Genomic DNA, 22747 nt, shown 5'->3' with positions numbered 1-22747 from the left:
ACTTGCAGATATTATAACAATAAAAAAGCATATCTCCCAGCCATTAGTAATGGACTTCTGGAAAATACGCTTGAGTATGAATGAAACAGACTATATCATCAACTATAGTTCTTTATTTAGTAAATGTTTCCGCTTACGCATCTGAGTGATCAAAATTACCCAACAATGCTCAGCTTCCGGACAGATTTAAAAATTTGATTCTCGCTATATCCCATAGCTTCATACAATGGCAATGCAAAAGAATTATGCTCATCGACGGCTACGTAGATACCACTAACCTTACGAGCTTGAAACCTGGATTCCATAGCCGATACCAGACTTCTACCGACTCCTCTGCGGCGATAATCAGGATGTACAGCAATCCGGAAATAACAACCGTGGTTTTTCTCAATCGTACCAATCAGTGCTCCAACAATTTCTTCTTCATCTTCCGCAACTACAATGAGATCTGAATCCCATGAAAGCTGCCTGGAGAAAGGCTCGATAGTGTTCTCGAAACATTCTTCCGATAATGCTGTTTGCAGCAAATCAGTCACAGGGCTAACGTCGCTTAATTGAAAGGAACGAACGTGCATTCTTTAAAATCTCCCTTGTCTATGGCTTATGAATTTAACAAAAAGAAGGGGTTCCCTTAACATTGAGAAAATAAAAAAAAGCATCAAATACCGAGGAATACCTGCTTTTAAATCTATTAAAGCACACTTTTCTCGTGATATCATCATTTTTCTTTTGAAAGCGCTTAATATCAAGCGTTTACATTTTGACTAAGATTCATTGTTTCATTATAAGGGTAATTATAAAGAGTTATGTCTATGGGGTGACGGCTCTTTATTTTAACATTTTAAATACAATTGATGATTCTGTTTACACTCCCATCATACTTTATAAACATTTATGTTTGTTTAGTGTTGCATTATTGATCCAGATACTGTTTAATTAAAGTATCCTATTGGGAGATACCCTATAGTACATATCAACAATAAAGAATTTTGACGATAAACCGCCGAAGTTCTTTATCTATACAAATTCTAATATACTCAGGAGGGATTTTTCCATGGCATTTCAATTACCAGCACTTCCTTATGCAAACAACGCACTCGAACCACACATCGACGCTTTGACGATGGAAATTCACCATGATAGACACCATAACACATATGTGACTAATCTGAACGCAGCTTTAGAAAAGGCACCTGAATTGCAAAGCAAAAGCATCGAAGAACTTCTTACAGATCTGAACGCTGTACCAGAAGCTATCCGCACTGCTGTTCGTAACAATGGTGGCGGACACGCTAACCACACCTTGTTCTGGGAAGTTATCGGACCAAACGGCGGCGGCGCACCAACTGGCGCACTTGCAGCAGCTATTGACAGCGAACTGGGCGGATTCGAAAAATTCAAAGAAGATTTCGCAGCAGCAGCAACTACTCGTTTCGGCAGTGGCTGGGCTTGGCTAGTTGTTAAAGATGGCAAACTGGCAGTAACAAGCACACCTAACCAAGACAACCCAATCAGTGAAGGCGCTACTCCAATCCTCGGACTTGATGTATGGGAGCACGCTTACTACCTGAACTACCAAAACAAACGCCCTGATTACATCAAAGCGTTCTGGAACGTAGTAAACTGGGAAGAAGTTGGCAAACGTTACGAAAGCGCGAAATAAGGAATTAAATTCGGCTTGAGCTTATAGCTTAATAGCCAATTTAAAAAGGTATCCCCTGGCCTAATAGGCTGCGGGATACCTTTTTTTATGTTGCTCTACTGGGCAGAGTCCCCAAATAGCCTTCGTCTTACTATAATTAGGGAAAAACTCCCTGAAATTCAGCGATATTCTCCATAAACACTAGTAATAAGGGAAAACCTCCCTAAAAACCAGCGGTTCTGGAGCATAAATAAGATATTCACCGAATTTTTAGGGAGGTTTTCCCTAAAATGATTAAAAATAGGCGGAAAGGGCATGATTTCAGGGAATAATTCCCTAAAAACAATTTTGATCACTCTTGAGGTCATAAAACAACAGAAGCAATTAGATGTAAGCATAGTACATTCCATACTTCTACATCAAACATTCTCTACTTCCCCGACTTCGCCAGCTCTTCCTGCTCATCGAAATAAAGATTCAGCAGCTTCAAGAAGACATTAGGGAACGCATAATTAGCCATGTCCTCACGACTGATCCAGCGAACAGCTCCGCCATCCTCTGGACTAGCATTACCGTCCTCAAATTTCTCGACGGGCACGCTGCTGTCCATCTCTGGGAACAGGCCTACATCCGCGGTGTAGGCTGCCCGTACTTCTGCCGCTATTGGCAGCGGAAGGGCGTCCTCCTCCCTGCACCGATACACCTGCAGGGTCCACACAATATGGCTGAAGATATGCTCAGCAGCCATCCAGTGCTCCTCAGGCCGGGCGGAGATCCCGGCCTGCCGCAGTGACCGGCGCAGCCGGTCCAGCGCCGCGGCCTCCGGCAGCCGCGCGTTCTTAGCGCCGCCTTCCGCTGGCGGCGCCTGCCAGTGCGGCAGCTCCCACATGCGGGCTAACAGCCCGCTTTGTGGCCGCTGCCGGATGAGCACTTGGCCCGCGTGGGTACCGCGGCCCTCGATTAAGGCCGCCAGCCGCTCCTCTGGGCGCGGCGGCTTGGCCTTGGTCTTGACGGGCAGCGAAGTCTCGCAGCCCGCCAGGCGCGCAGCACAATGCTCCATCACCGGGCAGGTTAAGCAGCTCGGTGATTTCGGGGTGCATACGAGCGCCCCGAGCTCCATAAGCGCCTGATTAAATGAGGCAGCTTCCCCCTCCGGGATCAGCTCAGCAGCCAGGCGCTCCATTTTCACGCGGGTGGGTCCCTTAGCGATATCATCCTCGATGAGGAAGTATCGGGACAACACCCGCATTACATTACCATCTACCGCTGGCTCTGGCCGATTAAACGCGATGCTGAGAATAGCCCCTGCTGTGTAAGGACCCACTCCCTTTAAGCTGAACACCGCATCACGGTCATTCGGCACCTGTCCACCATAAAGCTCCTTTACCTGCTTGGCTGCATGCTGTATATTACGTGCGCGGGAATAATATCCTAAGCCTTCCCAACACTTAAGCACGTCTTCTTCAGGGGCGTCAGCGAGTGACTCCACCGTCGGAAAGCGTTCAATAAAACGATTAAAATAAGGGATTACCGTATCTACCCTTGTCTGTTGCAGCATAATTTCAGAAATCCAAATATAATAAGGATTGCGATGCCTGCGCCATGGCAAATCCCGTTTCTGCCCTTGATACCACTCCAGCAAATGATAACTGAAATATTGCTTGGCCTCCCACAGCTCCTGATCTTGTTTATCTTGTCCTTCTTTAAAATCCAGCTGTTTTGGTCGTTCATCTTGATCTTGCAGATCTTGTACTTTTTTTAACTCTCGTCCTTCTTCTCGTTCCTGCAAATCCTGTCGTTCTTGTTGTTTCATTGTAACTCTCCTTGCCCTTCTATAATCACGGTTCAATTCATGAACCTAGCTCCTCCACCACCGCAAAAGCTGAAGCCAAATCACGGCCATGTGTTATCGTAAGATGAATGGTATACTTCTGTCCTTCAGGTAGATCTAGTCTGCTCCAGGCTTCGCATGATAAGGTTACTTCCGGCTTACCTTTACGGTCAGGTAATATCTCAATATCCTGAAAACCAACCACATTACCAATGCCACAGCCTAAAGCCTTCACAACGGCTTCCTTGGCAGCAAAACGCCCGGCTACGAACTCAGCCAACCTTCCACCTCGTTGCTCAGCAAGCTGGTACTCATGCTCCGTTAGGATGCGCTGGTTGAATTTCTTGCCCTGTCCCCTGCGCATTACCTCTGAGATTCGCTCAATTTCTAACACATCATGTCCGATTCCGTAAATCAAAATTTCACGCTCCTTATGGACGTGTATCCTATACTACTTCAATAATGGTATGATCATTATACAGGTCATTCATTTCAATTTTAAATTATAGTCCTATAAGATTCTTTCTGCTATCTTAAAAGAAAATGCTTTGGAAGTCTATCTAGGCGCCTTCGTGATGGACTTGCTGATTTACTTTATTTATATATAGAGAGAGGGGATTACCCTATGCAGCATCGTAATTTCGAAATACCCGCTGGTGAAGACGCTGTTCTCCGCTGCTCACACTTTCCTGCCCAAGAAGCACCTAAGAGCCTTATCGTTATTGCACACGGCTACAAGGGCTTCAAAGATTGGGGGATGTTTCCTTACATAGCCACTACTCTCAGCCAAGATCATGAAGTGATCACCTTCAACTTCTCTCATGCTGGAATCGGAGAGGATCTGCTGCATTTTACCGAGCTTGAAAAATTCGCCCGCAACACCTTTCGTCGCGAGCTGAAGGACATAGAAATACTGTTGTCCTACCTTAGCCAGCACCCGAAATTCGGCAGCTTACCCTTATTCCTTTTAGGACATAGTCTTGGAGGGGGAATTTGTCTGGTCTACACGCTTGACCATCCCAGTGAAGTTAGCGGGGTCATCTCCTGGAACGGGGTTACGAAGCTCGATTTGTTGACGGAAGAACAAAAGCAGGAGATGAAGCAAACAGGACGAACCCACGTCCTTAATGCACGCACGGGCCAACAAATGCCGCTGGATGCTGTTATTTTAGAAGATATGGAGAACCAACAAGAACGTTATAATATCCTTGAACGCATGAAGACAGCGTCCTTCCCAGTTGTTCTTATTCAAGGCAGTCTGGATGGAGCGCACCTCCGGCAAGGATCTGAGCAGCTCACTGAACTCCGACCCGATATTAACTGGGTTCATATTCCTGAGGGTAATCATACCTTCGGTACTGTGCATCCTTTTGCCGGTACTACCCCACAATTGGAGCTTGCGATTGCTTCGACCACTAATTTTATCGATCAAACGCTGGCTAACTAAGATTCTTGTAGCTTATCCATCTCACAAAAAACCGCCACGAGAGCTGCTACAACGCAGACCCGTGGCGGTTTCTACTTCTACCTATTCTAAATTCCAGGAATGACATTGCGCTTATGCGCCGTTCTCCGGTAATAATTCTCGAGTTTCTCCGCTACCTCAGGGTTAACCTGTTTGCCTTCCAAATAATCGCTATTATCGTCATAAGTAATGCCCAGCTCGGTTTCATCCGTCTGCCCCGGCCATAAGCCTGCCGTAGGTGCTTTAGTAACAATATCCGCAGGCACACCAATATGAGCAGCTAATTGACGAACCTGACGTTTGTTAAGTGTGGATAGAGGTGTAATATCTACAGCACCATCCCCCCACTTGGTGTAGAAACCCGTAATGGCTTCTGAAGCATGATCCGTCCCTACTACAATCAGATTGTTCTCAAAAGAGAGCGCATATTGCATAACCATACGTGTTCTCGCTTTAACATTCCCCTTGCCTTGATGGGTCATATGACGATGTTGGCCCAAGGACTTCAGGCTATGCTCAACTTCAAGCGCAATCTCATTTACAGCTTCCTCAATGTTTGTCTCCACGGTATGGGTCAGATTAAAAGCTTTTGCGACATCATAGCTGTGCTGGATATCCTCTTGAACACCATATGGCTGGTATACGCCAAGCGTAATATACTCTGTGCCTTCTTGAGCCGACAGCTCGTCCGTAGCCTGCTTACACAGACCCGCAGCTACCGCGCTGTCCACCCCGCCGCTAATGGCGATCAATAATCCTTTGGCACCTGCCTTCAGCACGTACGACTTTAAGAAATCAACCCGTTTGCGTACCTCTGCTTCTACATCAATCGTTGGCTTCACACCAAGATCAGCAATAATTTCTTCCTGTAAACTCACAAACCACACCCCGTTCCATCAGAAATGGTTCCATATCCATCAAAATATCCATACCAAGTGAAGCTCTATGCTTCTAAGTATATTCTATCCCATTATCGCTCTTATATTTTGAAAAATCCCGCAACAGCCGAATTACCGACTAATGCGAGATTATATGGAATAACTTTTTTACTTACAAAAACGATCAAAAACTTCTTTCAACTCAGCAGCAATTTCAGCAGCCGAACGATTCTCAACACTATGGCGTTCAATAAAATGAACGAGCTCTCCATCCTTCATCAATGCGATGGAAGGGGAAGATGGCGGATAAGGAGCAAAATATTCACGCGCTTTAGCAGTAGCTTCTTTCTCTTGACCTGCAAACACTGTGAACAAGTGATCCGGAGCGATCTCATTTTGCAATGCCTGAGCTACACCAGGACGGCATTGTCCAGCGGCACAACCACAGACCGAATTCACGACTACAAGCGCCGTACCTTTTGCGGTAGGAAGAGTGGCTTCCACCTCTTCTGGAGTCATAAGCTCCTGAAACCCAATGCTTGTAAGGTCATCACGCATAGGCTGAATCGAATCTCTCATATATTGATTAAAAGACATGGACATTTCTCTGCACTCTCCTTCACTAATTACTGTTTTGTCAGATAACATTACAGCAGTACTTACTAACTTTATTATACATTCATACTCTGTGAAAGCAAGAGATGCTACAGTAACCTGATTCAATCCGCAAGCATGGCTTCGCTATATTCTTCCTTTACTAAAGGGAATGAGATGGTAAATACTGTACCCTCTCCTTCTACAGAATCTACAGTTATTTTACCGTTATGCCGTTCCACAATACTGAGACACAAGGATAACCCTAGACCCGTTCCCTCCCTTTTTGTTGTGAAGAAAGGGGAAAACAACTTCTCTCGTTGACTGTCCGACATACCGATTCCCCTATCCCTTACAATCAGCTCCACTTGTTCCTGAGTACTATGTGTTTCCAGTGTCAGAATCCCCTTGGATCCCATAGCCTCCATGCCGTTTCGGCCTAAATTAAGGATAAGCTGCTTGATTTCCCGAACGTTTAACTCCAATTCATGGATGGATGCGTTCAGCTTTAGCTCAACACTTTGACCACGAAGATTAGCATCCGCCCACAGCAGCGGACTGACTTCTTCTATAACTCGGTGTAATAGCACTTTCTCCTTATCGGATATCCGGCTTTGCGCCAGCGATAGAAAATCATTAATAATGCTATTCGCCCGATCCAGCTCCTCTAATACGATCTGATAATAAGAATCCAAATCATCCGAGCTCTTTTCTCTCATTAGCTGTAAAAATCCGCGAACTACCGCCATAGGATTACGAATCTCATGGGTAATTCCGGCAGCCATCTGCCCTACTAAGCTCAAACGTTCCACATGATCCAGCTCTGAGCGGAGTTTCACTTCATCCGTAATATCCTGTGCAATGAGTACCACTCCACTCGTTAATCCTGAGTTCTTATGCATTAGTGGTGCTGAATAAATTTGATAGATCCGCGTTCCATGAATCATTCGCTCATGGGAACGCCGTTTATGCTGAATGTTATCCCGTACCCTCATATATGCATCAACATCCGCTGAACCATTAAAAAATTCCCTAACCGGCTTGCCAATAATATCTTCCCTTCTCAAATTGGGATAATGAATTCGTGTCATTCCCAACATACAATCATTGAGGTCGGTCACAACTCCGTGATCATCCAGGGACATAATACTCAGAGGTACTACATTTGTAATCTGCTGCAGCTTCTCAGACTCCAACTGGAAATTATCACTTATACTTTCCATATGTACTTTAGCCCGCCAACTACTCCAGACCATTTCAACAAAATAAACAAAAATACCACCTAGTGCGATGCTGAAAAATAGATACAAAGTAATCAAAAGTGACTCGCCAGAATGAGCCTCATATATATTTTTTCCACCTATAATAGGCACAAGTGCAATGAACAACATATTCGGACAAAGAACCATCCATAACATACCTATCTTCTCTACCACTGTGCCTTTCTTAAAAGGCTTAGCTAGCCCAAACAGCAACGGATATAATAATATTCCTGAATTTAATATCATATTACTTATTCCTGCTGGCTCTGCAATGAATATATTACAGACAAGCAAAAAGATGGACAGCAGAATGCCTGAACGTACAGTTCCATATAAAATACCGATATAAGCAGGAATCATTCCTAAATTCAAATAAGCAATACCGAATAAAGTCGTCGAAAGAATAGAGCATAGCATAAGACTTAACGCACACGCCAAAACCAAAAAAGTTTGATTATCCGGGAAACTACCTTTTTTTCGAGCCACAAGCCCTCGGTCCACCCACCACTGAATCAGAAAAAGAAAGGAGCATGCTGCCGATATTTGCAATAATATATCCTTAATTGCGCCAATAATTACAATCACACCCCAAAATGGACAAATTCCCCTACATGACTAGATTAAAGCACAGGATTACTCTCCTGACAACGATTATAACCAAGTGAGCGGACAAGACTGGTTACATGACAGTCAGAATGGTATGATTCCGTTAGGAAAACACGAAGTAACACCCGTGTCTTAACATGTAAAGGAGTAAAATTTCATGAGCAACTTCGATGTGATCGTCATAGGTGGCGGCCCTTCGGGATTAATGGCAAGCGTGGCCGCAGCAGAACACGGGGCATCCGTACTACTGATCGACAAGGGAGCTAAGCTAGGACGAAAGCTCGGGATATCTGGTGGCGGACGCTGCAATGTAACGAACGTCAAGGAGAGAGATGAGTTAATCTCCCATATCCCGGGAAACGGGCGGTTTTTGTATAGCGCCTTCGACCATTTTAATAATCAAGATATCATTGCCTTTTTTGAAGGCTTAGGCATTGCATTAAAGGAAGAAGACAACGGACGGATGTTTCCCGTCTCCGATAAGGCCTCCAGCGTCGTCTCCGCCTTAATTAACAAAGTACGGGGTCTAGGTGTGCAGATTATGACGGATAGTCCTGTTTCACATGTAATATATGAAGAAGGGGCCGTTAAGGGCGTTCAGCTGGGCTCGGGCAAAACGATTTCCAGTGCTGCCGTAATCATCGCCACCGGAGGAAAGTCCGTTCCTCAGACCGGCTCTACTGGAGATGGGTACCCATGGGCTGAAGCCGCAGGCCACACCATTACTGAGCTATTTCCGACAGAGGTACCGATTATTTCACGGGAAGAGTGGATTAAATCCGGTGAGCTGCAAGGATTGTCGCTACGCGATGTGACACTTACTGTATGGAATCCAAAAGGAAAGAAGGTCATTTCTCATCGCGGAGATATGATCTTCACCCATTTTGGATTATCCGGGCCAATTGCGCTGCGCTGCAGCCAATTTCTGAGACAGGTCCAGCGTAAATCAGGGAATGACACGGTTGAGATGTCCATCGATCTCTTCCCTGATCTGAACTTGCAAGAAGTGGAATCATCGCTGCAGGACAAGCTGGACCAGGAGCCGAAGAAAGCGATCCGCAATTCACTAAAGGGGCTGCTGCCAGAACGTCTCATTCCCCTCTTGTTAGCTAAAGCTGACCTGGATGGAGATATTACGGGTCATCATGTATCCAAGAATGGATTGCATGCGCTAGCAGGTATCTTGAAAAGGATGCCCGTTAATGTTCATGGTACCCGCTCCCTGTCCGAAGCCTTTGTTACGGGTGGCGGCGTAAATCTGAAAGAGATCGATCCCAAAAGAATGGAATCTAAGCTTATGCAAGGGTTATTCTTCTGTGGAGAGGTACTCGATATCCATGGCTACACTGGTGGCTACAATATAACAGCAGCGTTCTCTACTGGATATACAGCAGGCAAACATGCTGCTGACCTTCGCCTTAGTTAATACGTTGCAACTAAAAACAGCGTGACTTGAGAGGTTTCTCAAGTCACGCTGTTTTTTTTATCTATCTATCAATCTTTGCCCAATCGGAACGTACCAAATATTCTGCTGATAAAGAGTCCAACCATGTATCCAACCGGTACGAACAAGATGATCCCCCACCATCCATATAAAGAGAGACAGATTAGTGCGGAGGTAATCATTGTAAAGGGAAGTAATAAAATAGGGACCGCATGCATACCCGCTTCAGCCTTTTGTTCTTTCGTAAATGGAAGTATCCCGATGTAATCATCCCCAACAAACAAAGACCAGAACGAAAACAGCCAAAAAGTCATAAGCGATGTTAATACTACAAATCCTAGCCATTTAAATCCCGATGGAATGATAAGGATCGCTACCGCGGACACGGCAGTGAAAGCCAAGTAAAGCTTTAAATGGGCCGGATTCCGTATGAGTGCCTTAATCGCTGCCGCAGAGAAACGGCTCTCGGCAGTCTTTGATTTAAGCAAAGGCTGCGACTTCCGGAAAATCCATGGCTTATGGCGAGTCGGGCGAGGTTTATCCAGAACATGGCGGAGCAGTATGGCCGCTATCTTCATTCGCTGCTTGTAGTCCTCGCGCACATCGTTCATAAATGTCCCACGCATCAATAAGCGCCACCGGAAAGCAAATATTGCAACGACTGTGAATACAACCGCACTCAGCAATATGATGAGCGGGCGATCATTCCAAAGGCTAGCTACTCTGAAATAAATAGCGTTCGGGACGGAGATCGCCAGAAATAGCCATAACCAGCGACGCCAACCTTGCTTCTGTACTTTTACAAGATGTCCAAGTAACTTAACACACCAACTGCACGCCAAGGTCAGAGCGAACAGCGCCCATACCTCCGATGACGTCATCTCAAATCCCCGAATCAGAAAAGGCAGTAACAGTGCAAAAGCTACACAGAACTTCAGCGAGGTTACAATCAGGCTGTAGAGCAACCCGCGAAATAGGATCGTATTCATCCATCGTTGCCGTTGTCTAAGAAATAATAGATCGCCTTCCTGCAATAACAGTACCAAGCCCCCGTTGCAGATCAAGAGCACTAATAATGAAGGAATGAGCATAAACGGCAAATTCACACTCCAAGCCGGTAGCGCCTCATTCCAGAACCCATAATACAAACGCCCTCCCAATAATCCCCCGGGAATAAGAATATATAAAAGAACGGTCCAATCAGCCGCCGTACGGATAATAGCGGATTGCTCACGCCAATGAGAGAATAGCCGCCGTCTGAATAGTTGTTTAGCGTTAGAAAAAGCAAACGCCCGCTGTCCCTGCTTACTCATGTTAATTCGTCGAAGCAATCAAACAACGACGCCTCCGGCAGTCCAGCATAATCACGTATATCTTCGAGTGTTCCTGAGGCGGCAACCTTTCCCCCGGAGATCAATACGAAATCATCGCATATTTTCTCTGCTGTATCCAGTACATGCGTAGACATTAATACACCAGCTCCGCGCTTCCGCTCCGCTTCTAGCAACCGCAGGAAATCTTTAGTGGCGCGCGGATCTAAACCAATAAATGGCTCGTCCACAATATAAACATCCGGCTGTACCAAGAAGCCAAGCATTAGCATCATTTTTTGTTTCATGCCCTTAGAGAATCCAGCTGGAAGATCATTGCGCACATGGCCCATACCAAACTGCTTCAACAGTCTTTCTGCAGTTTCTTCGAACTGTTCGTACTTCAGTCCATAGGCAGCGGCCGCTAAATCCAAGTGCTCCCACAATGTCAAATCCTCATAAAACACAGGTTGCTCCGGTACATAAGCGTAAGATTTATTAACTCCACTAAAAGACACCTTAGCCTTGGTATTCTTCAACAAACCAAGCAGGGTCTTAATGGTTGTACTTTTCCCAGCACCATTAGGTCCGATCAGTCCGAGCAGTTGACCTCGCTTCACTTGAAAAGAAATATCGAATATGCAAGGATCTCCCGCTTCATAGCCAGCTTCATCGATCTCAACATCGAGCACAATGTCGTCATAGCTCTCGGTATCCACTGTAGTTTCTTCTTTTTCCATACTCTCCATCTCCTAGTACTTCTAATAAATACTATTATAAATTGCATTCCCTATTGCGTATATGAATGATATTCAAATGATCAACAGAGGCAATCGCAACTTATCTAATCGTACTATATATTTTTCCTGAAAATAATCAAGCTGCTTTTTTCACAATAATAACTTAAGCCCTGCGCAATAGCGAATAAAAGAAACCTCCCATCAAAGGGAGGTCTGTCCTACAAGGTCAATGTTATTCGTCGCAGCTATTCCTTCCTGCTTCTTGATCGCCGCTTCATCCCTGCGCTCGATTTTACCACGCAGCATTAACAGCCCTAGTCCTAGCAATCCTGTAAGCAAACCAGATAGAATAAAGGCAGATACCGGCCCAGATGCTGTCACTAAGGCTCCACCGGCTACAGGTCCTAGAATAACAGCTGCGCTTGTCAGGCTGCCTATGGTTCCAAATACACGACCCGTGTATTCCGCAGGTGTCCGTTGCTGGAGCATTGAATTGAAGGGGATAAACGCTAGTCCTGCACCCACACCAGCAAACATGAAGGACCCAAACAAAGCAATGTTCATCCAGATTCCGGCTTGACCATGAGCAGTTACGATCCCTGCACTTGAGAAGACAACGCCCATGATTACAGCACCTAATCCCATAAAAATAAGCGGATGCTTACCACTGCCTAATCGGCTTACAAGCAGCGCAGATAGCAAGGTTCCAAAGCCACTGGCTGCTACACACCACCCCAGCAGATCTCCGTTCACACCTGGAATCTCCCGGAATAACGTTACAATCTGAGAGTCTCCGATCTGTAGCATTAGCAGCACCAGTACTAGCATAACAATGCCACACAGCACTACAGGCATTCCTGCAATCACATGCAGACCTGCCGACATTTCTTGGCGGAAGGATTTACGCACCTCCGTATCCCCACCGCTTGCTTCCGTATCCTCCTTCTTTATCACAGCTGTACGCGGTAATCCAAGCAAAATAATCGCCGATAAAACGAATGTAGCAGAATCGATCATATAACAAACAGATATGCCGAAGGCTGCAACTAGCAATCCACCAAGCGCTGGACCCACAATTTTAGTTATCTGCTCTATAGATGAGCTAAGCGCCATTGCTTTATCCATCTGAGCCGCAGGAACAAGTTCCTTAATCTTTCCGCTTTTGGCCGGAGAGAACAGCACATCCATACATCCCTTAGCCAGCAGCAGTACATAAACCTGCCACAGCGAGCCTGCAAATACCAAGCAAATAACAACCGCTGCACGGGCTATATCCGAACCAATCATTAGTGCCTTGCGGTTAAAACGATCACTTAAGTAACCTGCAAACGGTCCTCCTAAGAGCAAAGGCACTGCCATACATAAAGATATAGCCGTAATTTCCCACGGTGTGGCATTCCATTTAAACCCTACCATTGTCAGTAGCGCTAGTATATGCAACCAGTCTCCTACATTCGATACAAGCTGTGCCGCAATAAGCAGCATGAATGGCTTATTTGCGGTTAGCTTACTTTCTTTTAAACCATCAATATGATGTTCCTCCATCCTTCCTTCACTCCCCGTTACTATTTCTCAATGAAATAATAGTAAAATATTGGGGATTGTCATTCATCCGTCTGGAGGCGTAAATAACACTGAACCGGGGGATGAAATTGATATCCTTTCAGAGACTGAAGTAAAAAAACATTCAATTTCAGCATCTTCAAAAAATTGTTTGATTTTTAATAATTAAAAGTTGCTCATTGTGACAAATCACATGTTCTTCATTCGATCTTTCACGTATTCTATTGTTATCTCAAAGTTCGTTGCACAGGTAAACCGTGCACTAATTAATATGATTACAGACGTGCGACGAGTTCACATGATTAACGATAGAGGGTGGAGAAGCATGATACAATCTTATGAACGTGATACACAATTAACACTACATTTGTACCGGGTATTTGCCAAATCATTCAAGAGTATTAATGAGCATGCTGTTACCGGCAGCAAAATTGAAGGTTTTAACCCTACTGCCTTTGCCGTCATGGAAGTGTTGTACTATAAGGGACCACAGCCCATTCAACAAATTGGTGCCAAACTACTGCTACAGAGCGGCAACGTGACTTACGTTATCGACAAGCTCGAAGAACGCGGCTATTTGCAACGCAAGCCTTGTCCAAGTGATCGTCGTGTGATTTTCGCAGAGTTGACCGCGGAAGGCGAACGTCTCATGAATGAGATGTATCCGAAATACTCAGAGCGTCTTCATCTTGCTTTCAGCGGACTGAATGATGAAGAGAAGGAACAAATGATCACTCTACTCAAGAAGATGGGTCTGCAAGCTGAGAAACTTTCCCCTCTTCCCCGTAAGTAGAGCTAGAGGTTAGGCTGCTTTTTACTTCATATGTGTTAGACAAGCTGTTATTGCACGAAGAAGCCCGACCGGTAAATACCCGGTCGGGCTTCTTTATGTGATTTAGAGAATGAGTTATGCCTTTTTCAAAGACGACGTAGCATCCTCTACCGAAGGTACACCCTTGCGCAAACCCCAAGATATAACTAGTGACAAGACTGCGAAAACTGCCATCACAATAAATAGTGAATGAAGTCCCCCTTCTAGTGCACCACGTAAACTGTTTGATACTTCGCCGGAGAGGTTAGTGCCTGTATGCGAGCCTAGCAGCTTATTAATATCATCACCTGTAACGTTTGAATCCGGTTGTTTTCGCAACAGCTGATCAATATTCAAGTTCAGCCAGGAACCGAAAATAGCCACCCCAATGGTCTGACCTAGTGACCTTGTAAATGCATTAAGTGCTGTGGACGCACCGCGTTGATCATATGCAACCGACGACTGAGCGATAATCGTGAAGACCGTAGAGGAGTATCCGAAACCTACCCCACAGACCAGCATCAGGCATAAAAGGATTACCTGTGAAGACTCTCCTGTCAAGAAAACCAGACCAATAGCTCCAGCAGCAATCATCATTAATCCAAGCATTGCCGTTCGGCGAGAACCCGCTCGCAGAATCATCCGTCCGCCTGCGATTGACCCAAACATCCAGCCTACAGACATTGGCGCAAGCAGCAAGCCTGAGATCGCAGCGCTTTTTCCAGAAACGCCCTGAACCCATAAAGGGATATACGTAGAAAGTCCAATAATTAATGTGCTAACAAGCAGGTTGGCACCCGTTGATACTGCGATATTACGATTTGAGAATAGGTTCAGCGGAAGCATAGGCTCTGGTGCACGGCGCTCCACAAGCAAAAATAGGATTAACAGGATAACCGCTGCACCCAGTGTTGCGAGTAATAACGGAGAGGTCCATGCCAGGTTCTGCCCTCCCGTGGAGAGTCCAAAGAGTAGAGCACCCATGCCTGCCGCGAACAGAAGGACGCCTGGCACATCGATCTGTGTCTTCCGACGCACCTTTTCTTCCTTCAGGTAGCGCGCAATAAATACCATTGCCAACACGCCAAATGGCAGATTGAATACAAATACCCAGCGCCAGCTTAAGTAATCTACCACATAGCCACCAAGCAGTGGCCCTACCAAAGAGGAAATCCCCCATACAGAGCTTAGCAACCCTTGTGTCTTTGCTCTTTCTTCAATGCTGTAAATATCACCGATAATGGTAAAGGTCATTGGAATAAGTGCACCCGCACCGATCCCCTGTATCGCGCGAAACAGGATCAGCTGTTCCATACTTTGAGATATGCCGCATAATAATGAGCCTAGTAAAAAAACAGCCGCTCCCCACATGAATACAGGCTTGCGTCCGAACAGATCACTGATTTTGCCGAAAATAGGTGTAGTAATAGCCATTGCCAGTAAATATGAAGTAAATATCCAGCTCAGCCACTGCATTCCCTGAAAGTCGCCTACAATCGCCGGCCCGGCTGGTCCTGTTACAGTCCCTTCAATAGCCGCCAGAAACGTGGCCAGCAGTACCCCTGTTAATATTAGTTTACGTTCTAAATCCCCTGTTGACTTCAATGTTCCAAACCCTCTCTTTATGTATTAAGTGGATTGCCACTCCTCGCGCAGTAGAGCATGGAGAGCAGTATCCTGAAAGCCGGAAGCGATCTGCCTGTATTGACGCAATACGCCTTCCTTCTGAAATCCAAGCGTATGAACCAGCCTCTCCGCACGGATATTATCAGGATGACAGAGCGCTTCAATCCGATTCAAGCCCATAGTATTGAAACCAAAATGGAGTACAAGCCCAAGCGCTTCTTTCATATATCCAAGCCCCCAAAAGGTAGGCGACAGATCACAGCCAATTTCACCACGGTAAGCTCCCTGAAGCTGCCAATGGTTATATCCACAGCTACCTATGACTTCCTCCCCTGGTCCAATAATACTCCAACGTAAGCTCTCCTCTTCCTGAGCCATCTGTGATAGAAGGTCGATAAGCTGCTTCGTCTCTTCTATAGAGGATAATGCCGGTGCACCCAGCCAGAGAGAAACTTCCGGATGAGACCAAACCTGAAATAACGCTGAAGCATGCTCAGTAGTCATAGCACATAATTTTAATCTTCTACCGATCAGTGTAGGTGTCACTCCATTGCATAGATACAATTCTCCGCTCCCCCTTCAACTTATCAATTATACATCATTCAAGAGTATATCCTTAAGCTAAAAGTTCTAATTTCTTTAACTTTGAAAAGAACAAATTGTATCCTCTCACGTAAAAAGCGCCTGCACCAGAAGGTTAATTCTCCCTTGATACAGACGCTTTTATGGAACTTTGCTTTAAATGATTTCAGTCTGCTCCCTGAATAACCTCACTACACAGCACCTGAAGTTTGGCTCGAATATCCTTGAACTCTTCAATACCCGTGCCAGTAATACTGTACCCTTCACTATGTGCAGTCAGAAAGTTGTCCAGCGTCAGCTTTTCCAATTCCTGTTTCACTTCGCGTTCTCCTACACGATACCCCATGTCTTCCAGTCCGAGCAGCATCTCCGAGATCGTCACATCTTTATCATGAGCACAATAAAGCATGTGAATTCCTATGAACAAGTTCTGTACATCAGCGCGCATATTCCACTCCTTCTGGCAACAAAGCCTTCGGTATTTACTCTTGCATTACCCTATGACAGTTCATTGGAAACATCATCACAAGGGTTCAGCGCTACAGAGGGATCATAGCCCATCCCAAAATATTACAAAACAATGTTGTGTCTTGACGTACCCCTCATAGCTGTACTATGTTGTTAGTTACAGTTATGGCTTCATATTGAATTTAAAGTACAGGAAGGTGATGCTTCATGTTTCAAGCTATGCCATATGATGGAACGCGCAGCGAGCAGTTTGAAGCCGTTCTAATCCAACTCGAAGCATTGATAAAGGACGAACCAAGTGCTACAGCCAATCTGGCTAATGCTTCGGCACTACTTAAACACGCTCTACCGGATACGAATTGGGCCGGTTTTTATTTATTTGACGGCAAGGAGCTAGTACTTGGACCTTTTCAAGGCCTCCCTGCATGCATTCGAATTCCGCTATCTCGCGGGGTGTGCGGAACTGCAGCCGCCGAGCGGCGCACACTTGTAGTAGGCGATGTGCATGCATTCCCAGGTCATATCGCCTGTGATGCAGCCTCCAACAGCGAGATTGTTGTTCCTTTAATAAAGGATGATCGCTTGCTTGGCGTACTTGATATCGACAGTCCGCTCAAGGATCGCTTTGATGATGAAGAACGCCGATTTCTGGAGCGGTTCGCAGCTTTAGTATCGGAAGCTATCTAAAAATTTCTTCGTTTTATATCCCATAAGAAAAAAGGCTGTCTTATTTGTAGGGGTTACCTACTTATAAGACAGCCTTTTTATGTTGATCCTACAGTCGAACTGGACTAATGTTCCAAATCTCAGCTGCATAGCGACTAATTGTGTTATCGCTGGAGAATTTACCGGAATGACCAATATTAATAATGGACTTCTTCAGCCATTCTTGCCGGTTGCGATATGCCCGATCAATTTCGACGTGCGTCTCAACGTAACTAGCGAAATCCTTCAGGACAAAAAACTCATCGTTATTATCCAGAAGTGAGTGGAAAATGCTCTCAAACTCCGTAGCGTGACAACATATAGGTCCTGGTTTGATTAACTGATCCAGCACTTCTTTCACACGACTATCCCCGTTGTAAATATCACGCGCATGATAACCGCCATGCTGGTAGTAATCCATGACCTGCTCAGCACGAAGTCCGAACAGGAACATATTGTTGTCTCCCACCATTTCATGCATTTCTACATTTGCGCCATCCATCGTTCCTACCGTCAATGCACCGTTCATCATAAACTTCATATTCCCGGTACCGGATGCTTCTTTGCTGGCTGTAGAAATCTGCTCACTGATGTCCGCTGCAGGAATGATCTTTTCTGCTAGGGATACCGAATAATTTTCAAGGAAAAAGATACGAATCTTCCCTTTAACATCCGGATCTTTATTGACTACCTCCGCTACTGTATTAATCAGTTTGATAATCCGCTTCGCCAGATGATAACTTGGCGCTGCCTTTGCTCCGAATATAAACGTGCGTGGAACCATATCCATCGAAGGATTATCTTTGATTTGATTGTACAAATGCAGAATATGCAAAATATTAAGCAACTGGCGCTTGTAGGCATGTAGACGTTTCACCTGTACATCAAAGATAGAGTCAGGATCGACATGTACTGAATGCTTACTGTAGATGTACTCTGCAAGACGAAGCTTATTCTGGCGCTTAATACTGGCTACTTGTTCCTGGAAGGAAGCATCCTCACAATATTTAATCAAGCCAATCATTTCTTGAGGATGGCTCACCCAACGGGTCCCTATCGATTGATTGATTAAATTAGCCAGATCTGGATTGGCATGCAGTAACCATCGCCGATGGGTAATTCCGTTCGTCTTATTATTGAAACGGTGTGGATACATTTCATTAAAAAGTCGCATCTCGCGCTTCATTAATATTTCTGTATGCAGCGCCGCTACTCCATTGACACTATGGCTCGCTACAATCGCCAGATGAGCCATCCGAACCTGATCATCATGAATAATCGCCATCTGCGCAATTCGATCCTGATCCCCCGGATAACGACTCATAAGCTCGCCACAGAAACGCGCATTGATCTCTTCAATGATAAGAAAAATACGTGGCAGTAGCTCCCTAACCATTTGAATAGGCCATTTCTCAAGCGCCTCGCTCAGAATAGTGTGATTAGTGTAAGAGACCATACGCGTCGTGATACTCCATGCCTCATCCCATCCTAAACCATGTACATCCATCAGAATCCTCATCAATTCAGGAATCACCAACGTTGGATGTGTATCATTAATATGAAGAGCAACCTTGTCTGGCAGCGATTCTATAGGAATCCCAAGCTTGGCATAGGTACGCAGAATACTTTGCAGCCCCGCGCTACAGAGGAAATACTGTTGCTTCAGGCGAAGCAGCTTGCCTTCGTATTGAGAGTCATCTGGGTAAAGGAACTCCGAAATGGATTCTACTGAACGCTTATACTCCAGAAACTTATGATAGTCCGTCCCGGCAAAAGAACCAAAGGTTCTTGAGGGCTGGGTGATGGATTCTGCACTCCAATTACGCAGTGTATTCACATGCCGGCGATCAGCACCAATGATAGGGACATCGTAAGGCACTGCACGAACAGCCTCATATTGCGTATGATCAAATATGAGCCGTCCGTTCTCTTCGCGGGTCTCAATAGTCCCCCAGAACCTAACTTCAACCTGCTTGTCTTCGCGGCGCACTTCCCATACATTATCATTCTGCAGCCAGTAATCAGGAAGTTCCACTTGATACCCATCAACGATCTTCTGCTCGAAAAGGCCATATTTATACCGTATACCACAGCCATGTCCCGCATATTGCAGGGAAGCGAGTGAGTCCAGGAAGCAGGCGGCCAAACGACCGAGACCTCCATTCCCTAACCCAGCGTCCGATTCCTCCTCTTCTATATCCTGCAAACAAAAGCCAAGGTCCGCTAAACCTTCACGTACTACTTCCAGTACACCCATATTCAACAGATTGTTCCCCAGAAGCCTACCGATCAAGAACTCCATTGAAAAATAGTAAACCTGCTTATCTTTATCGAGCTTATATTTCTGGTTCGTTTCCGCCCAATTTTTCCCGGCGTTCTCACGAATCATGTTGCCCAGTATTTTATAGACATCGGCATTCGAGGCTTCCTCAAGCGGTTTACCTAATTTACCAATGAGGGTCTCACGGAATGCCTGTTTGAAAGATTCTTTATCGTTAAACAACAGTAGGTCCTCCTGACAAATGCTTTTATTAGAAGTGCAGCAGACTGTGCCATTAGATCAGATAGGTTAATACTGCTTTGTTCATCTAATCCAGTCGTTAGATCTTGCTGCTCTTGGCGATGACGAATGGACGTTTGCTATCTCCAACAAGAATTCGATTCTTACTCAAATGTACGTCTTTATCCATGATTACATTCTCAATGACCGCATTTTCTTCGATGACGCATTTTTGCATAATTACTGAGTTGATGATCTTCGCTCCCTTACGTACCTGAACCCCCCGAAAGATCACGCTGTTCTCTACCGTTCCAGCTATAATGCAGCCATTAGCCACCAACGAATTACTGACATTAGCACTTTCCAAGTATCGGGTCGGAGCCTCATATTTAATCTTCGTCTGTACCGGGCTTTCTTTGAACAAACTGAAGTAATTCTCCTGCTGGAGCAGTTCCAAACTGTTCTTATAATAACTCTCTAATGAATTAATTACGGCATGATAGCCATGATATTCGTATGCGGCGATATTAAATTTGTGTCGGTTCTTCTGAACTACATCTCGGAAAAAATAACTCTCTCCATGCGCAATGCAATGCTCCACCTGCTCCAAGAACAGTTTTTTCTCCATAATGAAGATATCCAGATATAAATTAGGATGGTCTTTCTCATGATGGATATTAGTCACCTTATTCTCTTCGTCTACTTCAATACGCTGGCATAGATCATGTTCTGGCTGCAGTTCTTCAATCTTTTTATACACTACTGTAACATCGGCGCCCTTCTCCAGATGGTAACTGTACAAATCCTGAAGATCGATCGTATTGATATGCTGGCTGCCGGAAAACACGATATATTTAGCAGATCCCCGTTTAAAAAGATCCAGATTGTTATGATAATGCTGTAAGTCCCCGAGAGAAGTATCCGTTGGATCGTTCCAGTCTGGAGGCAAAATGAATAATCCCCCATGCTTGCGGTTCATATCCCACGATTTTCCGTCACCCAAATGGTCCATTAGAGAACGGTATTTACGGCGGACGAACAGGCCAACGCTCTCCAGGTCTGCACGCATCATATTAGAAAGCACGAAATCAATCAACCGATAACGACTGGCAAAAGGTACGGCTGCACCACAGCGGAAATAAGTGAGTTCATTTAGTTTGTCGAGTTCATGATCCAGATTAATTACACCCATGAGTTGCTTCATCGGAATCCACCGTCCTCTTATAATTTATAAGAAAGTATAAGTTTCACGATATACTTTATCCTTATAAATCTCGCATAAACGCTTACCGTCCCTAGAAGGACGCCGAAGGCGTTTTAGCTTGATTATATGGTTTTGGCCACAGCTGATTTACGTTTTTTGCTTTTATTGTCGATCAGCAGAATTTCGTTCTCGTTCTCCCGTTCGATGCCTATTTCCATATAATCGTCGATTACCGTATTCTCACTAATAATCGCTTTATGAATGCGTACGTTCTTGCCAATCTTGACCTTAGGCATAATCACGGAGTCCGTAATTACACTTCCTTCACCCACTTCTACACCATAAAAGAGAACCGAATGATTCACTTCTCCGTGCACTATGCAGCCTTCATTAATAATGCAGCCTGACACTTTCGCCCCAGGGGCAACATATTGGGCAGGTTGATTCGGATTACGTGTAAAAATGCGCCAGCTGGGATCATTTAGATTAAGTGGCGGAGTATCGCTCAGCAAATCCATATTTGCTTCCCATAAGCTAGTTACTGTACCTACATCTCTCCAGTATCCTTCAAAAGGGTACGCAAATAAGGAGTTTCCGTCCTCCAGCATCAAAGGAATGATATCCTTGCCGAAATCGTGGGATGATCCTACATTCTCCCCATCCTCTAGTAAATGCTTGCGGAGAACCTCCCATTTGAAGATATACACCCCCATAGAAGCTAATGTGCTTTTTGGCTGAGCGGGCTTTTCCTCAAATTCGTAAATTTTTAGATCGTCCTCCGTATTCAAAATTCCAAATCGGCTTGCTTCCTCCAGCGGAACGTCAATGACAGAAATTGTGCAATCAGCGTTTCTTTCCTTGTGGTATTGAAGCATAGCGTGATAATCCATTTTATAAATGTGATCACCGGACAGAATAAGAACATGCTCTGGATCAAACTGATCCACAAACTTAAGATTCCGATAAATCGCATCGGCTGTTCCCCGATACCAGCTGCTTCCATTCTCACGTTCATGCGGTGGCAACACGAATACCCCACCGTTCTTACGGTTCAAATCCCAATCGCTGCCTACTCCGATGTAAGAATGCAGTATGAGTGGCTCATATTGAGTCAGCACACCAACTGTATCAATACCTGAATTGGAGCAGTTACTTAAAGGGAAGTCGATGATCCGATAGGTCCCTCCAAAATAAACAGCGGGCTTGGCAAGCGATTTGGTTAAACCTTTCAATCTTTTGCCTTGGCCTCCAGCCAATAGCATGGCTACCATTTCCTTTTTCTTCATGGAAAAGCCTCCCTTGACTTATGGGTAATATGAAGTTCAGCAAGCACAGGTTGAATGAACAGAAGTTCCAAAAAGAAATGAATGAACAAGAAGTACACTTGAAAGAAATGAGCCTTGATAGGAAGATGGACAAAGATGAGAAAAACGTGGAAGGAAATGTAACACGTTCGAATGATCTTTCCTAAAATGGGTAACTTTCACCAAAATCAGGAGATTATCCTTATTGTAAA

The 22747-nt window shown here is 45.0% G+C and carries 20 protein-coding genes; 5 read left to right on the top strand and 15 right to left on the bottom strand.

Annotated features, from left to right (window positions below):
- Positions 1–155: 155 nt before the first annotated feature.
- Entirely contained in the window at positions 156–575 is a 420-nt protein-coding gene (locus MHI27_RS02955) for a GNAT family N-acetyltransferase (RefSeq protein ID WP_036676822.1), read from the bottom strand.
- A gap of 479 nt (positions 576–1054) precedes the next feature.
- On the opposite strand from MHI27_RS02955, the gene MHI27_RS02950 reads away from it, so the two are divergent.
- Positions 1055–1663: a superoxide dismutase gene (locus MHI27_RS02950; protein ID WP_042184652.1), complete on the top strand. Its 609-nt coding sequence runs from the start codon at positions 1055–1057 to the stop codon at positions 1661–1663.
- A gap of 409 nt (positions 1664–2072) precedes the next feature.
- Here the strand turns inward: MHI27_RS02950 and mutY are convergent, their stop codons facing one another.
- Together mutY and acpS are read right to left on the bottom strand one after the other, a co-directional pair.
- Positions 2073–3455 (bottom strand): A/G-specific adenine glycosylase, encoded by a 1383-nt coding sequence (gene mutY / locus MHI27_RS02945; RefSeq protein ID WP_405175536.1) that lies wholly within the window; start codon positions 3453–3455, stop codon positions 2073–2075.
- A 37-nt stretch (positions 3456–3492) separates the two neighbouring features.
- Complete coding sequence (gene acpS / locus MHI27_RS02940; RefSeq protein WP_405175535.1) at positions 3493–3891, bottom strand: holo-ACP synthase; 399 nt, start codon at positions 3889–3891, stop codon at positions 3493–3495.
- Between the two features lie 207 nt (positions 3892–4098).
- On the opposite strand from acpS, the gene MHI27_RS02935 reads away from it, so the two are divergent.
- On the top strand, positions 4099–4920 hold the full coding sequence (locus MHI27_RS02935) for an alpha/beta hydrolase (protein WP_405175534.1): 822 nt from the start codon (positions 4099–4101) through the stop codon (positions 4918–4920).
- Between the two features lie 86 nt (positions 4921–5006).
- Here the strand turns inward: MHI27_RS02935 and nadE are convergent, their stop codons facing one another.
- From nadE to MHI27_RS02920, 3 genes are all read right to left on the bottom strand, one after another.
- A complete protein-coding gene (gene nadE, locus MHI27_RS02930) occupies positions 5007–5816 on the bottom strand; it encodes an ammonia-dependent NAD(+) synthetase (protein WP_042184646.1) in 810 nt (269 codons plus the stop codon).
- A 168-nt stretch (positions 5817–5984) separates the two neighbouring features.
- Entirely contained in the window at positions 5985–6419 is a 435-nt protein-coding gene (locus MHI27_RS02925) for a BrxA/BrxB family bacilliredoxin (RefSeq protein ID WP_042184644.1), read from the bottom strand.
- 116 nt (positions 6420–6535) lie between these two features.
- Positions 6536–8158 (bottom strand): nitrogen regulation protein NR(II), encoded by a 1623-nt coding sequence (locus tag MHI27_RS02920; RefSeq protein ID WP_143764114.1) that lies wholly within the window; start codon positions 8156–8158, stop codon positions 6536–6538.
- A 277-nt stretch (positions 8159–8435) separates the two neighbouring features.
- On the opposite strand from MHI27_RS02920, the gene MHI27_RS02915 reads away from it, so the two are divergent.
- Positions 8436–9704, top strand: coding sequence for an NAD(P)/FAD-dependent oxidoreductase (locus MHI27_RS02915; RefSeq protein ID WP_076285885.1), 1269 nt, complete (start codon positions 8436–8438; stop codon positions 9702–9704).
- 68 nt (positions 9705–9772) lie between these two features.
- On the opposite strand, the gene MHI27_RS02910 is transcribed toward MHI27_RS02915, so the two are convergent.
- The 3 genes from MHI27_RS02910 to MHI27_RS02900 form a co-directional block, all read right to left on the bottom strand.
- Complete coding sequence (locus MHI27_RS02910; RefSeq protein ID WP_042184640.1) at positions 9773–11035, bottom strand: ABC transporter permease; 1263 nt, start codon at positions 11033–11035, stop codon at positions 9773–9775.
- Positions 11032–11772, bottom strand: coding sequence for an ABC transporter ATP-binding protein (locus MHI27_RS02905; RefSeq protein WP_042184638.1), 741 nt, complete (start codon positions 11770–11772; stop codon positions 11032–11034). The genes MHI27_RS02910 and MHI27_RS02905 overlap by 4 nt, the downstream gene beginning before the upstream one ends.
- A gap of 201 nt (positions 11773–11973) precedes the next feature.
- Entirely contained in the window at positions 11974–13317 is a 1344-nt protein-coding gene (locus MHI27_RS02900; protein ID WP_405175533.1) for an MFS transporter, read from the bottom strand.
- 343 nt (positions 13318–13660) lie between these two features.
- Here MHI27_RS02900 and MHI27_RS02895 point away from each other — a divergent pair, with 343 nt between their 5' ends.
- Positions 13661–14128 (top strand): MarR family winged helix-turn-helix transcriptional regulator, encoded by a 468-nt coding sequence (locus MHI27_RS02895; RefSeq protein ID WP_042123913.1) that lies wholly within the window; start codon positions 13661–13663, stop codon positions 14126–14128.
- A 114-nt stretch (positions 14129–14242) separates the two neighbouring features.
- Here MHI27_RS02895 and MHI27_RS02890 read toward each other — a convergent pair whose 3' ends face one another.
- The 3 genes from MHI27_RS02890 to MHI27_RS02880 all read right to left on the bottom strand — a co-directional run bounded on the left by MHI27_RS02890 (position 14243) and on the right by MHI27_RS02880 (position 16802).
- The gene (locus tag MHI27_RS02890) at positions 14243–15751 is read right to left on the bottom strand and encodes an MDR family MFS transporter (protein WP_042184634.1); all 1509 of its coding nucleotides are present in this window, start codon (positions 15749–15751) and stop codon (positions 14243–14245) included.
- Positions 15752–15775: 24 nt separating this feature from the next.
- Complete coding sequence (locus MHI27_RS02885; RefSeq protein ID WP_341127092.1) at positions 15776–16336, bottom strand: GNAT family protein; 561 nt, start codon at positions 16334–16336, stop codon at positions 15776–15778.
- A 184-nt stretch (positions 16337–16520) separates the two neighbouring features.
- Entirely contained in the window at positions 16521–16802 is a 282-nt protein-coding gene (locus MHI27_RS02880; protein WP_076285888.1) for a hypothetical protein, read from the bottom strand.
- Between the two features lie 227 nt (positions 16803–17029).
- Here MHI27_RS02880 and MHI27_RS02875 point away from each other — a divergent pair, with 227 nt between their 5' ends.
- Positions 17030–17509 (top strand): GAF domain-containing protein, encoded by a 480-nt coding sequence (locus MHI27_RS02875; protein ID WP_042184630.1) that lies wholly within the window; start codon positions 17030–17032, stop codon positions 17507–17509.
- A gap of 88 nt (positions 17510–17597) precedes the next feature.
- On the opposite strand, the gene MHI27_RS02870 is transcribed toward MHI27_RS02875, so the two are convergent.
- From MHI27_RS02870 to MHI27_RS02860, 3 genes are all read right to left on the bottom strand, one after another.
- Positions 17598–20030 (bottom strand): glycogen/starch/alpha-glucan phosphorylase, encoded by a 2433-nt coding sequence (locus MHI27_RS02870; protein WP_076285889.1) that lies wholly within the window; start codon positions 20028–20030, stop codon positions 17598–17600.
- A 97-nt stretch (positions 20031–20127) separates the two neighbouring features.
- Complete coding sequence (gene glgD, locus MHI27_RS02865) at positions 20128–21231, bottom strand: glucose-1-phosphate adenylyltransferase subunit GlgD (protein ID WP_042184625.1); 1104 nt, start codon at positions 21229–21231, stop codon at positions 20128–20130.
- A 122-nt stretch (positions 21232–21353) separates the two neighbouring features.
- Positions 21354–22517 (bottom strand): glucose-1-phosphate adenylyltransferase, encoded by a 1164-nt coding sequence (locus tag MHI27_RS02860; RefSeq protein WP_042184623.1) that lies wholly within the window; start codon positions 22515–22517, stop codon positions 21354–21356.
- Positions 22518–22747: the final 230 nt, after the last annotated feature.

This window comes from Paenibacillus sp. FSL H8-0261 (genome assembly GCF_045040645.1).
Taxonomy (GTDB): domain Bacteria; phylum Bacillota; class Bacilli; order Paenibacillales; family Paenibacillaceae; genus Paenibacillus_AQ.
This window is presented reverse-complemented; position numbering and strand designations above follow the sequence as displayed.